This window comes from Xylophilus sp. GW821-FHT01B05 (assembly GCA_038961845.1).
Taxonomy (GTDB): Bacteria; Pseudomonadota; Gammaproteobacteria; order Burkholderiales; family Burkholderiaceae_C; genus Xylophilus.
Genome location: CP152408.1, coordinates 3,868,255 through 3,883,846 on the forward strand (window position 1 = coordinate 3,868,255; position 15,592 = coordinate 3,883,846).

General features: G+C 62.0%; 11 protein-coding genes and 2 tRNA genes. 7 read left to right on the top strand and 6 right to left on the bottom strand.

Translation table 11 applies throughout. The features are described from left to right. Positions 1–58: 58 nt before the first annotated feature. The gene (gene fumC, locus AAFF27_17970; GenBank protein XAH21897.1) at positions 59–1,444 is read right to left on the bottom strand and encodes a class II fumarate hydratase; all 1,386 of its coding nucleotides are present in this window, start codon (positions 1,442–1,444) and stop codon (positions 59–61) included. A gap of 224 nt (positions 1,445–1,668) precedes the next feature. Here fumC and AAFF27_17975 point away from each other — a divergent pair, with 224 nt between their 5' ends. From AAFF27_17975 to murI, 3 genes are all read left to right on the top strand, one after another. After that, on the top strand, positions 1,669–3,834 hold the full coding sequence (locus tag AAFF27_17975; protein ID XAH21898.1) for an EAL domain-containing protein: 2,166 nt from the start codon (positions 1,669–1,671) through the stop codon (positions 3,832–3,834). A gap of 90 nt (positions 3,835–3,924) precedes the next feature. Continuing rightward, the gene (locus tag AAFF27_17980) at positions 3,925–5,478 is read left to right on the top strand and encodes a fumarate hydratase (protein XAH21899.1); all 1,554 of its coding nucleotides are present in this window, start codon (positions 3,925–3,927) and stop codon (positions 5,476–5,478) included. Between the two features lie 70 nt (positions 5,479–5,548). Continuing rightward, entirely contained in the window at positions 5,549–6,391 is an 843-nt protein-coding gene (murI, locus tag AAFF27_17985) for a glutamate racemase (GenBank protein XAH21900.1), read from the top strand. Here murI and AAFF27_17990 read toward each other — a convergent pair. The 5 genes from AAFF27_17990 to AAFF27_18010 all read right to left on the bottom strand — a co-directional run bounded on the left by AAFF27_17990 (position 6,353) and on the right by AAFF27_18010 (position 9,017). Continuing rightward, positions 6,353–6,886 carry a YgjP-like metallopeptidase domain-containing protein gene (locus AAFF27_17990; GenBank protein ID XAH21901.1) on the bottom strand — a complete coding sequence of 178 codons (534 nt, stop codon included), beginning with the start codon at positions 6,884–6,886 and terminating at the stop codon, positions 6,353–6,355. The genes murI and AAFF27_17990 overlap by 39 nt on opposite strands. Positions 6,887–6,896: 10 nt before the next feature. After that, positions 6,897–7,529 (bottom strand): DUF6806 family protein, encoded by a 633-nt coding sequence (locus AAFF27_17995; GenBank protein XAH21902.1) that lies wholly within the window; start codon positions 7,527–7,529, stop codon positions 6,897–6,899. Between the two features lie 770 nt (positions 7,530–8,299). After that, positions 8,300–8,524, bottom strand: coding sequence for a hypothetical protein (locus AAFF27_18000; GenBank protein XAH21903.1), 225 nt, complete (start codon positions 8,522–8,524; stop codon positions 8,300–8,302). A gap of 245 nt (positions 8,525–8,769) precedes the next feature. Further along, positions 8,770–8,845 (bottom strand) — tRNA-Gly (locus AAFF27_18005). A 98-nt stretch (positions 8,846–8,943) separates the two neighbouring features. Further along, positions 8,944–9,017: transfer RNA gene (locus AAFF27_18010), tRNA-Cys, on the bottom strand. Between the two features lie 1,026 nt (positions 9,018–10,043). Here AAFF27_18010 and AAFF27_18015 point away from each other — a divergent pair. The 4 genes from AAFF27_18015 to AAFF27_18030 all read left to right on the top strand — a co-directional run bounded on the left by AAFF27_18015 (position 10,044) and on the right by AAFF27_18030 (position 15,581). Next, positions 10,044–12,110 carry an ATP-dependent endonuclease gene (locus AAFF27_18015; GenBank protein ID XAH21904.1) on the top strand — a complete coding sequence of 689 codons (2,067 nt, stop codon included), beginning with the start codon at positions 10,044–10,046 and terminating at the stop codon, positions 12,108–12,110. Then, a complete protein-coding gene (locus AAFF27_18020; protein ID XAH21905.1) occupies positions 12,103–13,842 on the top strand; it encodes a UvrD-helicase domain-containing protein in 1,740 nt (579 codons plus the stop codon). Before AAFF27_18015 ends, AAFF27_18020 begins: the two co-directional genes overlap by 8 nt. 661 nt (positions 13,843–14,503) lie before the next feature. Further along, positions 14,504–15,250 (top strand): hypothetical protein, encoded by a 747-nt coding sequence (locus AAFF27_18025; protein ID XAH21906.1) that lies wholly within the window; start codon positions 14,504–14,506, stop codon positions 15,248–15,250. Between the two features lie 118 nt (positions 15,251–15,368). Further along, positions 15,369–15,581: an AlpA family transcriptional regulator gene (locus tag AAFF27_18030; GenBank protein XAH21907.1), complete on the top strand. Its 213-nt coding sequence runs from the start codon at positions 15,369–15,371 to the stop codon at positions 15,579–15,581. The last annotated feature ends 11 nt before the right edge of the window (positions 15,582–15,592 follow it).

A 15,592-nucleotide genomic window follows, 5' to 3' on the forward strand; every position in this document is an offset into this window, starting at 1 on the left:
ACATCCTGGGCTAGTAGCTATATATTAAATAGCAACATCCAGCGCTCGCGCTGAGGGCTCAGCGCCCCACCATGTTGCCCGGCACCACCCATTGGTCGAACTGCTCGCCGGTGACGTGCCCAGAGGCCACGGCCGCCTCGCGCAGGCTGGTGCCTTCCTTGTGCGCCTTCTTGGCGATGTAGGCGGCCTTGTCGTAGCCGATGTGGGTGTTGAGTGCCGTCACCAGCATCAGTGAGCGCTCAACCAGTTCGGTGATGCGCTCGCGGTTGGGCTCGATGCCCACGGCGCAATGGTCGTTGAAGCTCACCATGCCGTCGGCCAGCAGGCGCACGCTCTGCAAAAAATTGTGCGCCACCATCGGGCGGAACACGTTCAGCTCGAAGTTGCCCGAGGCGCCGCCAAAGTTGATGGCCACGTCGTTGCCAAAGACCTGCGCGGCCAGCATGGTGACGGCCTCGCTCTGCGTCGGGTTGACCTTGCCCGGCATGATCGATGAACCCGGTTCGTTCTCGGGGATGCTCAGTTCACCGATGCCGCTGCGCGGGCCGCTGGCCAGCCAGCGCACGTCGTTGGCGATCTTCATCATGCTGGCCGCCAGGGTCTTGAGCGCGCCGTGCGCGTGGACCAGGCCGTCGACCGAGGCCAGCGCCTCGAACTTGTTGGGCGCGGTGACAAAAGGCAGGCCGGTGATCTTGGCCAGCTCGGCCGCGACCTGCTCGGCGTAGCCCTTGGGTGCGTTCAGCCCGGTGCCCACGGCCGTGCCGCCCAGCGCCAGCTCATACAGATGCGGCAGCGCGGCGCGCACGTGCTTGTCGCCATGGGCCAGTTGCGCCACATAGCCCGAGAACTCCTGGCCCAGGGTGAGCGGCGTGGCGTCCTGCAAGTGGGTACGGCCGATCTTCACGATGCCGTCGAAATCCTGGGCTTTCTGCCCCAGCGTGGCGCGCAGCTTGGCAATGGCCGGCAGCAGCTTGTGCGTGATGGCCTCCACCGCCGCCACGTGCATGGCGGTCGGGAACACGTCGTTGCTCGACTGGCTGCGGTTGACGTCATCGTTCGGGTGCACCAGGCGCCCTTCCCCGCGCTCGCCGCCAAGGATTTCGCTGGCGCGGTTGGCCAGCACCTCGTTGACATTCATGTTGGTCTGCGTGCCAGAGCCGGTCTGCCACACCACCAGCGGGAACTCGCCCGCATGCTTGCCGGCAATGACTTCGTCGGCCGCCGCCGCGATGGCCTTGGTCTTCTTCTCGTCCTGCAGGCCCAGCGCGTGGTTGACCACGGCCGACGCGCGCTTGACCTGGGCCAGCGCCTTGATGATCTCGCGCGGCTGCTGCTCGCCAGAGATGTCGAAGTTCTGCAGCGAGCGCTGCGTCTGTGCGCCCCACAGGTGCTCGGCTGGCACTTCGATGGGGCCGAAGGTATCGCGTTCTGTACGTGTGCTCATGGTCGGGTCGGTGGCAAACTAAGGAATTGCCGCAGCTCCAAGGAACACTGCGGCGATGACGATCACCTGCCAGCATACGTCAAACGAAAACGTTTCTCATTCACATATGGCCGGGGTGGTTAAACTGCAGCCCGCTTTGCGACTGCGTATCCCGACAGGGTAGCGCGGTGCCTCCCCCCGCGCATCCGACGGCGTGAATCCCCATTACCGCCGCCCCACTCGCAGTGACACCACCCCCGACCACCTTCCTCGACTCGCACTACAACCTGTGGGGCGTCGCAGCATCGGTGCTGATCGCCACCCTTGCGTCCTATGTCACGCTGGATCTGGCGCGCCGGATCCAGTCCTCGCGCGGCGGCCTGCGCCTGGTGTGGTGGGCGTCGGGCTCGGTTGTCATGGGCACCGGCATCTGGGCCATGCATTTCATCGGCATGCTGGCCTTTACCTTGCCCATCGCGCTGGGCTTTACCGGCATGTTGACCTTGCTGTCGTGGATTGCGGCAGTGCTTTCCTCGGGCATTGCGCTGGGGATTGCCAGCCGCGCGGCGGGCGGCCTGCGCTGGGTGCTGTTTGGCGCGCTGCCCATGGGCGCGGGCATCTGCGCCATGCATTACATAGGCATGGCTGCATTGGACATGGCGCCGGGCATCGTCTGGAATCCGCTGACCGTGGCGCTGTCTGTCGTGATCGCCGTGGCGGCCTCCGCTGCCGCCCTGTTGATTTTCCAGTTGCTGCTGCGGGTCCAGAACACGCGCCGCCTGCCGGCCCAGTTGGCCGCCGCCTGCGTGATGGGAGCGGCCATCTGCGGCATGCACTACACCGGCATGGCCGCGGCGCAGTTCCCGGACGGCGCCGTCTGCCTCAGCGCGGGGGCGCTGGGCGGCAACGGCCTGATTTCCGTGGTGGTAGTGGCCGCCGGCATGCTGCTGCTGGGCACCTTGTTCACCTCCATCCTGGATGCGCGCCTGCAAGGCACGGCCCGACGCCTGGCCGACTCGCTGCAAGAAGCCAATGCCCAGTTGCAATCCGCCAACGCCGAGCTGCAGCAGCGCGCCTTTGCCGACCCGCTGACCGGCCTGCCCAACCGCCTGCTGTTCGAAGACCGCCTGCACCATGCCCTGGTGCGGCTGGACCGCGCCAACCACCTGCGCGTGCAGGAGCGCGTTGCGGTACTGTTTGTCGACCTGGATGGCTTCAAGCCCATCAACGACTCGTTCGGCCATGCGGCGGGCGACCAGATCCTGTGCAAGGCGGCCGAGCGGCTGTGTCGCGAAGCCCGGCAGAGCGATACCGTGGCCCGCGTGGGTGGCGACGAATTCCTGCTGCTGCTCGAAGATGTGAGCGACGCTACCGATTGCGTGCAACTGGCCGAGCGCATCCTGCAAGTACTGGCCCAGCCCTTCGAGGTGTCCGACAAGCAGGTGCAGATCGCCTGCTCCATCGGCATCGTGGTCTACCCCGACCAGGGCGACCGCGACAAGCTGGTGGCCAATGCCGATGCCGCCATGTACGTCGCCAAGCGCGCCGGCGGCGGCAGCTACGCGCTGTTTGAATCGCACATGGGCGCAGACGCGGTCGAGCAGCTTGAGCTGCAGAGCGACCTGCGCCAGGCGCTCGACAGCCAGCAGTTCGAGCTGTACTACCAACCCAAGGTCGATGGCCGTCGCGGCCGCATCAATGGCGTGGAGGCGCTGCTGCGCTGGCACCATCCGCAGCACGGCATGGTCAGCCCGGCGGTCTTCATCGGCCTGGCCGAGCGCTTTGGCCTGATCGGCCGCCTGGGCAACTGGGTGATAGACGAGGCCTGCCGCCAGATCGCGGCCTGGAGCGTGCAAGGCCTGCGCATGCGCGTGGCCATCAACCTGTCGGTCCACCAGTTGCGTGAGAGCGGCCTGGCCGAACGGGTTGAGCAAGCGCTGCGCCGGCATGGCGTGGACGCCTCCCAATTGCTCTGCGAAATCACCGAATCCGTGGCCATGGAAGACATCAAGGCCACCCAGCGCACCTTCAGCGGGCTGGCGCGCATCGGCGTCTACCTGGCGATTGATGACTTTGGCACCGGCTATTCCAGCCTCAGCTACCTGCGCACCTTGCCGGCGCAGCAACTGAAGATCGACCGCAGCTTCGTCAACGACCTGGAAGTCAAGGAAGACGCCCGCGCCGTGGTCGAGGCGGTGATCCGCCTGGCGCATGCGCTGGGTCTGCGCGTGGTGGCCGAAGGCGTCGAAACCAGTGGCCAGCGCGACATCCTGCTGCAGATGGGCTGCGACGAGCTGCAGGGCTTTTTCTTTGCGCGGCCCATGCCCGCGCATGTGCTGCTGGAATGGTCCAGAGGCCACAAGCCCGCAGACACGGTCGACTTCGCGCCCTCCACCATGATCGACAGCTGAGCCTGCCGCCACCTTGGCGCCGCCTGCACGGGCGGTGCGCAACGGGGATAATTGCGGGCTGGTCCCCCTTACAACGACACGATCCCCACCATGACGACCCGTATCCAGTACCACGACCTCGTGGAGTCCGTTGCTGCCGCGCTGCAGTACATCTCCTACTACCACCCCGCTGACTACATCGCCCACCTGTCGCGCGCCTACGCCCGCGAGCAGAGCCCGGCGGCCAAGGACGCCATCGCGCAGATCCTGACCAACAGCAAGATGAGCGCCACCGGCCAGCGCCCGATCTGCCAGGACACCGGCATCGTCAACGTGTTCCTCAAGGTCGGCATGGACCTGCGCTTTGAAGGCTTCCCCGCCGGCCTGGAAGACGCCATCAACGAAGGCGTGCGCCGCGGCTACAACCACCCGGACAACACCTTGCGCGCCTCGGTCGTGGCCGACCCGCAGTTCGACCGCAAGAACACCAAGGACAACACGCCCGCCGTGATCTTCACCGAGATCGTGCCCGGCAATAAGCTCGACATCACCGTCGCGGCCAAGGGCGGCGGCAGCGAGAACAAGAGCAAGATGATCATGCTCAACCCCAGCGACTCGGTGGTCGACTGGGTGCTCAAGACCGTGCCCACCATGGGCGCCGGCTGGTGCCCGCCCGGCATGCTGGGCATCGGCATCGGCGGCACGGCAGAAAAGGCCGTGCTGATGGCCAAAGAGAGCCTGATGGACGACCTCGACATGTACGAGCTGCAGGCCAAGTCCTCCCGCGGTGAAAAGCTCGACAAGCTCGAAGAAATGCGCCTGGAGCTGTTCGAGAAGGTCAATGCACTGGGCATCGGCGCGCAGGGCCTGGGCGGCCTCACCACCGTGCTCGACATCAAGATCAAGATGTACCCCACGCACGCCGCCAGCAAGCCGGTCGCCATGATCCCCAACTGCGCCGCCACGCGCCACGCGCACTTCGTGATGGACGGCTCGGGCCCGGTCTACCTGGAAGCCCCGTCGCTCGACCTGTGGCCCAAGATCGACTGGGCGCCCGACTACAACAAGAGCAAGCGCGTTGACCTCAATGCGCTGACCAAGGAAGAAGTCGCCAGCTGGAAGCCGGGCGACACCCTGCTGCTCAACGGCAAGATGCTCACCGGCCGCGATGCCGCGCACAAGCGCATCCAGGACATGCTGGCCAAGGGCGAGAAGCTGCCGGTGGACTTCACCAACCGCGTCATCTACTACGTCGGCCCGGTTGACCCGGTCAATGGCGAAGCCGTCGGCCCCGCCGGACCCACCACCGCCACGCGCATGGACAAGTTCACCGACATGATGCTGGAGCAAACCGGCCTCATCGCCATGATCGGCAAGGCCGAGCGCGGCCCGGTCGCCATCGAGTCCATCAAGAACCACAAGAGCGCCTACCTGATGGCCGTCGGCGGCGCCGCCTACCTGGTCAGCAAGGCCATCAAGGACGCCAAGGTCGTCGGCTTTGCCGACCTGGGCATGGAAGCCATCTACGAGTTCGACGTGGTCGACATGCCGGTCACCGTGGCGGTCGACGCCGGCGGCACCAGCGTGCACATCACCGGCCCGGCCGAATGGCAAAAGCGCATCATCAGCGGCGAGTTCCGCGGCATCGAGCTCGCCACCGCCTGACACCCGGCGCGCCAGCGCAATCCCGCAGCATCACGGACAATACCGGCCATCCTTTCGCCTGTAATCCGTGATGCCTGCAGCCCTGCCCCACCAACCCATTGGCGTCTTCGACAGCGGCCTTGGCGGCCTGAGCGTATTGCAGTCCCTGCGGGCTGAGCTGCCGGCTGAAGACTACGTCTACCTCGCCGACAGCGGCCACGCGCCCTATGGCGAGCGCGGCGACGCCTACGTGGCACAACGCACGCTGGAGGTCGCCCGCCGCCTGCGCGAGCAGCACCAGATCAAGGCCTTGGTGGTGGCCTGCAACACCGCCACCACCGCCGCCATCCACCTGCTGCGCCAAGCCCATCCAGACCTGCCCCTGATCGGCGTAGAGCCCGCCGTCAAACCTGCCCTGGCCGCCAGCCGCACCGGCTGCATCGGCGTCATCGGTACCCGCGGCACCCTCAGCAGCGCCAAGTTCCGCACCCTGCTGGCATCGCTGCAAACCCAGGCGGAATTCCACATCCAGCCCTGCGACGGCCTGGCACAGGCCATTGAAGCCGAACTGCTGCCAAGCCACGAGGAAGAATCAAAAGTAATAGCACTATGCCAAGGCTACACAAGGGATTTAGGCATATTTGGCACTGAAAAAGGCCAGATCGACACCTTGGTGATCGGCTGCACCCACTACGTGTTCGCAGCGCCCGTGCTGCGCGCATTGGTCGGCCCCGGTGTGCAATTGATCGACACCGGCGCGCCGGTAGCGCGCCAGACGCAACGCCTGCTGGCCCAGCATGGGCTGCTGCGCGAGCCTGGCAGCCCTCTAGACAGCGTACTGGGCAACGTGCAGCTCACCAGCACCGGCGACCTGGCCCTGCTGCAGCGCGCGGCGCTAACCTGGCTGGGACTGGAGCAACCCGTTCTCGCCTGACCAAAGCCGCTCGCCCGTGGCCTCCAGGTGCGTCAGGTACAGGCGCACATCAAACTCCAGTTGGTGGTAGCGCGGCTCCATGCTTTCGCACAACTGGTAGAAGGCGCGGTCATGCTCGCGCTCCTTCAAATGCGCCAACTCGTGCACGGCAATCATGCGCAAGAAGTCCAGCGGCGCATCCTTGAAGACCGACGCAATACGGATCTCGCGGCTGGCCTTCAGCCGTGAGCCCTGCACCCGCGCCACCTGCGTGTGCAGGCCCAGCGCATGCTGCACCACCTGCAGCTTGCTGTCGTAGAGCACCTTGTCCAGCGGCGGCGCCCGGCGCATGTGCTCGGCCTTCAGCTCCGTGACAAAGCCATGCAGCGCCCGGTCGGTACGCAAGCCGTGCGGCGCCGCATAGCGCGAGCGCAGCAAGCGGCCCAGGCCGCCTTGCGCGTGCAGCGTGCGCACCTGCTCCAGCACGGCCTCTGGGTAGCCGCCCAGGTAGCGCACAACACCTGCCCTAGTGCAAATGGCGTGGACGGCGGCCGCCGCCATGCCCGCCACCCGGGCCGGCACCACCGCTGCCACGCGGCGGCTTGCCCAGCTCCAGCGAGTTGACCAGCGCATCAAAGCGCTCGCCAAACAGCTTGTCGATCTCGGCCACCACACCGCCCAGCTCGGCGCCATCGAAATGGCGCTCCATCATGCCCACCACGTCCTGCACCAGCAGGTCGCGCTGCACCTGCATGATGGCCGCAGGCGTGGGGCCGACGAACAGCATCACAAAGTCATCGCGCGCCTCGACGTCGGACGGTTCCTCGTCTTCATCGAAGTCGGTGTCGTAGAAGGTCACCTCGATCGCCGCGCCCTGCTCGGCCAGTTCATTGAGGCTCATGCACATCTCGTCCAGGTTGTGCCGGAAGTCCTCATTGCCATTGACCGTCCAGCAGATGTGCAGCACATGCTCCTTGGCGTCAAACTCGATGCCGGGCTCTTCCTCGTAGACGCTGGTCGCACCATCGGCGAGCGAGCGGGCACCGGCGTACTTCCAGAGCGGGCGCAGCGCGTCCTGCAACTGCTCGAACGTGGCGTCCGGGCGCAGCACCACGTCGCCATGGACGTGGATTTCGAATGGGGTGTTATAGCTAGACATCGTGCATCTCTGTGGTGTCGACATCAGGCCCCAGGCCCGACAGCGACACCCTCAGAATTAAAAAAGAGGACGGGGAGCGGGAAAGCCGCAATCACGGTTGCATCCAGCCAGCGAAGAGCGCATTTTCTCACGTTCGACTGACAGGACATGCCCCCTGCCTACGGAAAAAGCAGCGCAAGGCATGTCCTTATGAAACAAGCACTTACGACACTCTTTTCACCCCCGAACACGGGTTATCCCCAGGATTGTCCAGTGCTGCCGGGGACAAGTACATGACCGCCATCAAGAAGAAAGCCGCACCTGGCTTGGGCCAGGTGCGGCTCTATCGATTGGTGCCCGAGGCCGGAATCGAACCGGCACGACCGTGAAGCCGAGGGATTTTCTTACCACTTCGGCTTTCGCCGCCGTCGCATCGAGGATGCCGCGTTCGTGGTCTGGAGCACGCCTTCACCATGGCCCTGCGGCCGTAGGTGCCCGCCGTCTGCTCTCTACACCTTCCCAGGCTCTTGCGAGTCAGGGCTTGGCTCGGCGTTGGCTCGGATGCGCAAGGCATCCAGGGCGTTCGCCGAATTTGACGGGCGTCACCTTCGGGGTTTCCCCCGAAGGGCTCAAATTTGCTTCAAGTCCCTTGTGTCTACCAGTTTCACCACTCGGGCATGAGAGCTGCGGCAGCTACGCCACAGCTTGGTCATTGCATTGCAATTTGCATGCATAAAAACGCAAGGGACGCATTGTGACAGGCTCACGGCCCGATCAAGACCGCTCGCGGCTCAACCGTAGTTGGTGATCCACTCCAGGCCCCGTGATCTGGCGGCAGCAATTGCCTCCTCTTCGATCTCGAACTCGGCCTTCTCGATCGCGATGGAGCGCGGACGGGTCGGCCAGACGTCCTTCGTGATCACCAGCTCAGGTACGAAGCGCCCGTTGGCCAGCACCCTCGCGCTACAGGCCAATAGGTAGTGGCCATGGTGGAACGTCGTCAAGGTCGCAGGCATTACCACCTCTCGGCAAAAATCACAGTATGACCGCATCCGAGCGATCCGCCAAAGAACGCCGCTCACGAGGACGCAGACACAACACTGCGCACGCAGGAAACCCCACGTACAAAGCTACTTTCTGCTTATGAATGGAGGATGGAGCAGCTACCAAAGCGCGCGAACTCAGCATCAAAGCGAGCCCTGGCCATGCAGCGTGGTCAGCAACAAAAAAGGGAAGCCTAAGCTTCCCTTTTTTAGAAATTTGGAGCGGGAAAAGAGTCTCGAACTCTCGACCTCAACCTTGGCAAGGTTGCGCTCTACCAACTGAGCTATTCCCGCAAATCTTGTCAATCGCACTGCTTTTACAGTGAATTCTCAAGAGCCTTTGATTATAGCAGAATTTTCTGCTCTACAAAGTATCTACCCGATCAGAGCTATGGAGGCGCGGCCCGGAGTCGAACCGGGCTAACCGGATTTGCAATCCGGGGCATAACCGCTTTGCTACCGCGCCGCAAACTCCAACTTCCGACGAAAAAGGGAAGCCTAGGCTTCCCTTTTTTGGAAATTTGGAGCGGGAAAAGGGACATGCACTAGGGCGCTAAGTCATTGTTTCCCAACTACATTCTCCGCCGTGGTGATCAGCGAAGGACTTGATTATAGCCTCATTTTTCGCCCTCGATGGTCAACACCCACCATTGATGTCCATAGGCATCCATGAACTTCCGCTGGCCACTATCAGCGGATTCGCCCTCCAGCGATCCCGTCAGCCGTCAAGGCTACTTGATGTCTATGCCCAGCGCCCCGGCGATCACCGGGCCGAACAGCGATTGGCGTGGCGACGCCAGCGGTGTCAGCGGGCCGGGATGGCGGGGTTCCATGGAGCCGTCCTGATGAAAGGCGTCCTTGTGCTCGTGCGCGGCCGCTAAGTCGTTGCGGCGCCGCGGCCGATTCCGGGCCCCGCCAGCGGATTGACGCCAGCCCAAACTTGCCAGCGGCGGCAAACGCGCCCAGCCCCGCCTTCTACGCTAAGTCGCGGCGCCTTTGCCTAGCTAAGCGTGTCGGCCAAATGCGCCTAGGCACAATCGCTCCTGCAATGGGGATCAGAGAACTGCAAGACGATGAACTGGTAAATCAGGCCCGCGAGTGGAGACGTCGCGCTTTGCGTGGCGACAAAGACGCTCGGGGTATCGCCCACGAGCTGGAACGTGAAATGCGCAACCGCACGCCACGGCAGGCCGATCGCGAGGCTCCACGCGCGCTTGATACGCGACCGCAGGCGATCCGGCAAAGAGAAACGTCGAAGCTCCTTTGGAGATTCTGGTGAGACAGGGCTGGCGCCACTGCATCCAGCGGGTTCCTACGGAGTCGATCATCTGCCACGTTCAAACTTCCCTGGGGTGAACCAACCGAGTCGTGAGGCCAACCTCTCGTAACCCCGTGCGCGCTCCAGGCGCAGTCCCATCAGCCACAAAATGTAAAAATATGCAAGCGCAAGCAAGGGGCACTATTTCAACCCGATGTTGGAACACGGAGACACATGCGTATTCATCACGTAGAGATCAAGAACTTCCGCCTCTTGGCCGACGTTGAGCTGGCCCTCGAGGACCAGACAACAGTCATTGTCGGACGAAACAACAGCGGCAAGACTTCTCTGTCCGAAGTGATGCGTCGTCTGGTAGCGGATGGCGCCGGCGCCTTTCAGCTCGAAGACTTTTCGAGCACGTGCTATGACTGCTTCTGCGCAGCCCTCGAAGCTAGGAACAACGGTGCAGAAGACCGAGCCGTTCGTGCCCTGATCCCTGCCATAGAACTGCGCCTCAAGTTCCGCTACGACCCCGCTCGACCGCAGCTTGGTCCTCTGAGCCCATTCGTCATCGATCTTGACCCCGCGTGTTCGGAAGCTCTGGTTGTCGTGCGCTACGAACTGAAGGACGGTCAGCTCGAGCGTTTCTTCGAGGATCAACCCACTACGCCGTGGACCGACGAAACTCGAATCGCCTTTTTTCGCGCGCTGCGCGAGCGAATTCCCCGCGACTTCGGCGTCAAGATTTGGGCTGAAGACCCCAACGATCCCGACAATCGCCGGCAGCTCCAACCGGGCTCTCTGCGAGGATTGGTGAAGACCGGTTTCATCAATGCGCAGCGAGGCTTGGACGACGTGACGTCGCGCGAGTCGGATGTGCTTGCCAAAACAGTCGAAAGCCTGTTCGCGACAGCCTCCTCACCGGCCGCCGATGCCTCTGACAAGCAAGTCGCGGAGGCATTGAAGGGGGCGGTCCAGGATATTCAAACGCAGATCGATGCGAACTTCAGCGGCCAGCTCAAGGGCTTGGTACCTGCCTTGCAAAGCTTCGGCTATCCGGGGCTCGGCGGGCAGGAACTGCACACCGAAACCATCCTCGATGTGCGGAAGCTTCTCTCCAATTTCACGAAGGTCCGATATGCCGGCTACAGCGGCATAACACTGCCTGAGTCCTACAACGGGCTCGGAGCGCGCAACCTGATCTTCATACTGCTGCAGCTCGCCAGTTTCTACAAGGCCTTCCGGGCCGAGGCGACCGAGCCGGGTGTGCATCTGATCTTTGTCGAAGAGCCAGAGGCTCACTTGCATCCGCAGATGCAGGAGGTCTTTATCCGGCAGTTGGCCAAGATTGCACAGCAGTTGGTCGCCAGCACCGATGATAAGACGCCTTGGCCGGTGCAGTTCGTGGTTTCAACCCACTCGTCACACGTAGCCAACGAAGCGGGCTTCGAAAGCATTCGGTACTTTCTTGGAACGAGCGCTCCTGGGGCGCCGGCAGGTGTTCGCCACACCAAGATCAAGGATCTACGCAAGGGCCTGAAAGGAACATCCGAGCCTGAGAAGAAATTCCTGCACCAATACATGACGCTGACACGTTGCGACCTGTTTTTCGCCGACAAGGCAGTGCTTGTCGAAGGGCTGAGTGAAAGGCTCTTGCTTCCCGTCATCATTGCCAAGCTGGAGACCGTCGAGCCTGACAGTCCGAAGTTGTCTAGTCAGTACATGACGGTGATGGAGGTCGGGGGCGCCTATGCGCATCTCTTCTTCGACTTGCTCCAGTTCCTCGAACTTCGAAGCCTGATCGTCACCGATCTTGATGCCGTCGAGAAGGCCGGGGGCAAGGCATGTGCAGTCCATCAGGGCACGTACTCAAGCAACGCATGCTTGAAATCGTGGTTCTCCAAAGACGACCCTTTCACGCTGGCCGGGCTCCTCGCGAAACCCGACAAGGACAAAGTGAACGGGCGGAACCGCATTGCCTACCAATGCGCTGAAGCGAAAGATGGACCCTGCGGAAGAACGTTCGAAGATGCATTCATCCTCGCCAACGCCGCCATGTTCGGACTGACCGGTAAGACATCGCAGGAGCTGGAGCTGCAGGCCAGAACCAAGGCCGATGAACTGAAGAAGTCAGAGTTCGCTTTGAAGCATGCGATAGCGGAGACCGGATGGACTGCCCCGACTTACATCCTCGACGGCATTCGCTGGCTGGCCCGCGGCGAGACGCCTGTGTCCGATCCCGTGCTGGCATTGGCCGCAGAAGCCGCGGTAGCCGCCGCCAAGGAAGCGCCCGATGCCTAATGTCGAGTCGCCAGCAGCGGCCGCGAGCCGGCGCGCACTTGAGGCCATGTACGCCTGCCTCGACGAAGGCAAAAGTTTTCGCCTGGAAGCGGGCGCAGGCGCTGGCAAGACCTACTCCTTGATCAAGGCGCTGCAGTTCTTGATCGCACGCGATGGACAGGCACTGCCAAAACACAGCCAGCAGATCGCGTGCATCACGTTCACGAACGTCGCAAAGGATGAGATCGCCACGCGCACGGATCGAAGTCCGCTGATCTTTTGCGAGACGAATCATGCCTTCTGCTGGTCGCTGATCAGCGGCTTCCAGAAACCGCTTCGATCTCTGGTCGAAGCTCTTCCCGCGTGGAAGGACCGCATTGAGGAAGCAGGTGGCGGTTTGGGTACGCGCGCCATCGAATACAGCCTTGGACATCGATCCATCCGTGATGGCCGCGTGTCCTTGCATCACGACGACGTGCTACCTCTGACCATCTCGTTGATGGAGCATCAGAAGTTCCGTCGCATGATCACAGATCGATTCCCAATCATCCTGGTCGACGAGTACCAGGACACAGACAAAGATTGGGTCGAGGCGATCAAGAGCCACTTCCTTGGACAACCCGAGGCCCCATTGTTCGGATTCTTTGGTGATCACTGGCAGAAGATCTATGGCGGCGGCTGCGGCAAGCTTGAGCATCCGGCAGTGATCGAGATAGGGAAAGAGGCCAACTTCCGATCGGTCAAGACCGTGGTCGATTGCCTCAACCGCATGCGCCCCGAGTTGAAGCAGTTCGTTGAGGATCCCAAGGCGCCTGGTCAGGTACGGGTGTTTCACACGAACGACTGGCAGGGTCAACGCCAAAAAGGCGGGCATTGGGGCGGTGATCTGCCTTCCGATGTGGGTCACGAGACCCTTGTTCGCGTCCAAGCCGCCCTGGAGCAAGACGGGTGGGATCTGTCTGTTGGTTCCACGAAAATCTTGATGCTGACGCACCGCCTGCTTGCCAGCGAACAGGGCTATTCCAGCCTGCCTGCCATCTTTCGCTACAACGAAGCCTTCACAAAGAAGGAGCATCCACACATCGCATTTTTTGTGGACGAGCTCGAACCGGCATGCGATGCATTCACGGCGCGCAAGTTTGGCACCATGTTCGAAGCGCTCGGTGGTAGAACGCCGCTGATACGCAGCCATGCGGACAAAGCTTCGTGGAGTGCCGCCATGACGCAACTGCTCGCGCTGCGCGAAAACGGCACCGTCGGCCAGATCATCGACCACCTTTTTGCGCAGAAGCGGCCAAAGCTTCCGGACGCTGTCGAGAAGCGAGAACGGGAACTTCGTGTCTTCGACAAGTCAGCGGGTGAGGAGATGCCTCCGGCATTGGAAGAACTGGAGAAGCTTCGCGAGGTCCCGTATGCAGAGATTAAGGCGCTCCGCAAGTACCTCGATGGTCATTCGCCCTTCGAGACGAAGCATGGCGTCAAAGGCGCTCAGTTTGAGAATGTGCTTGTCGTGATCGGTCGCGGTTGGAATCAATACAACTTCGGGGACATGCTGGAGCTTGCTAGTGCACAGGCTGTGCCTGCGGCGAAAGAAGTCGGGTACGAACGCAATCGAAATCTGTTCTATGTGGCCTGTTCCAGGCCCAAGACTCGGCTCGCACTGCTGTTCACCCAGCAGCTGTCGCCACAGGCGTTGGCCACTCTTGAAGCCTGGTTTGGCGCTAAGTCGATCAGCTCAGCGCGTACCGCGTGACGCATCGCAGCACCCGATGCTGCTGCCGAGTTAATGCTTACCGGTCTGACCCTTGAGGCGGCCTAAGTTGCCTCCACAGAGCTTGTCAGGAATTTGGTTGAACTCATCTGTCCTTCCTTCTCAGGCTTGCTTATGTCCGCGAATGACGAAGGTCGAGCAGTTACCAAGTTGAGATGGGACGCATGCGGCTTCGGCCTGTCGAGGGGAAGTAGACGAGCTGCTCGCGACCACTCAAAGCAAGCCCCAATGCATCACCCGTGGATGCTTCATCGGTATATCAGGATGCCGAAACACGCATGACGTGTGCCGCTTCTTCTCCGTTCAGAAGGACGTTGAGCCGTAAAAAGCTGGCCCATGCGTCTTCTGAAACCATACGGATATCAGACCATATCGAATCAGTCTTGACGGGCTTGCCCGTCCCCGTGACGCTGGCACCGTGAGCGCCAATCGAGCGGGCTTCTTCTTCGTGGCTCGATGCGCCGGCAGCCGGTCAATTCTTGCACAACAGACAAGAGAGGACCACCTGTGGCGAACGCCATGATCGCCTCCCCATGTTCTTGAGAGTCGTCCCAGGCATGCGCCACAGGCCAATCAATACAACAGCCCGCGATGGGGCAGAAAAGGAGCCGGTGATGTAGCGCTTCCGAAAGGAGACGAGACCATGCACAAGGAACCCCCACTATCAAAGGTGTTCTATCGCCCCATTGAAGCTGCCATACGATGGGCTGGGCTGTTGCGGTTCAAGGCGATGATCCTCGCATCGATCACATCACCGCAGCGCCTGCCGCAGACACTGGACTGCCCGCGATGGAACGAATGCCGGCTGTACTCGGAACGCATCTACGACGGCATCCTCCACGCTGAGCTTCCTTTCGGCAAGAACGGGATCACGCTCAATGACCCGGCGCTGGTGAGTTCGCCGGACCTGACCATCCGCCATGTCGATCTCAAGCGCTGGATGCGTACCCACTATCCCGAGCATCGGCCAGGCTTCCTGTTCAGCCGCGGCGAACGCATGGCGCACCCGTTCATCACCATACAAACAGGAGAAGCGCTCCTGTTGGAGCGAACGGCGCTAAAAGCAGAGCTGGACCATACCCGGCATCAGATGCAGGAACTGCGAGAGCAGCACGAAGCCCTGCTGAAGCAATCAACCGTGCTGGTGGCGTCCAATACATGTGCGATCAGCAACCGGGCGGAGACCACATACTTGAACATCATTGGCGCAATGCTGGCACTGATGCTCGGCCAGTCCCCTGGGGGCGTGCCCTACTCCAGATTCAGAACACAGGAGGCCATCGTCTCCGCAATGCTTGCCAACTGCGGTGGCGCCGTGGGCATCACGGAGCGAACCTTGAATGGCAAGTTCGCCAACGCCAGGAAGAACGTCCGTAGCGCATCCGAGTGAAATCTTCCAGCTTGTATCTGCAATCCCGGAGATTGCATATGCAATGTCTTTTGGCATCCATGTCTATTGAATAGAGGTCACGCCAACAAACGCCACTGAGCGTTCAGGAGTGAACGCCATGTCGCAGCCAACTGTACTGCCACCGAACGAGCGCCGCATCCTGCGGCTCGATGAAGTCGAAGCGAAGTCCGGCTTCAAGCGCGCCCACATCTACAACCTGATGAAGAAGCGCCAGTTCCCACAGGCACTGCGCCTGGGCGTGCGCGCCGTGGGCTGGGACTCCATCGAGATCGACCAGTGGATCGCCGAGCGCGTCAGCAGCCGGACCTGATCCGCCTCTCC

Excerpts from the sequence above, each read along its gene's own strand:
- murI (XAH21900.1), top strand. The coding sequence starts at position 5,549 with ATGCCTGCAGCCCTGCCCCACCAACCCATTGGCGTCTTCGACAGCGGC.
- fumC (XAH21897.1), bottom strand. The coding sequence starts at position 1,444 with ATGAGCACACGTACAGAACGCGATACCTTCGGCCCCATCGAAGTGCCA.
- AAFF27_18030 (XAH21907.1), top strand. The coding sequence starts at position 15,369 with ATGTCGCAGCCAACTGTACTGCCACCGAACGAGCGCCGCATCCTGCGG.
- AAFF27_18015 (XAH21904.1), top strand. The coding sequence starts at position 10,044 with ATGCGTATTCATCACGTAGAGATCAAGAACTTCCGCCTCTTGGCCGAC.
- AAFF27_17980 (XAH21899.1), top strand. The coding sequence starts at position 3,925 with ATGACGACCCGTATCCAGTACCACGACCTCGTGGAGTCCGTTGCTGCC.
- AAFF27_18020 (XAH21905.1), top strand. The coding sequence starts at position 12,103 with ATGCCTAATGTCGAGTCGCCAGCAGCGGCCGCGAGCCGGCGCGCACTT.
- AAFF27_18000 (XAH21903.1), bottom strand. The coding sequence starts at position 8,524 with ATGCCTGCGACCTTGACGACGTTCCACCATGGCCACTACCTATTGGCC.
- AAFF27_17995 (XAH21902.1), bottom strand. The coding sequence starts at position 7,529 with ATGTCTAGCTATAACACCCCATTCGAAATCCACGTCCATGGCGACGTG.
- AAFF27_18025 (XAH21906.1), top strand. The coding sequence starts at position 14,504 with ATGCACAAGGAACCCCCACTATCAAAGGTGTTCTATCGCCCCATTGAA.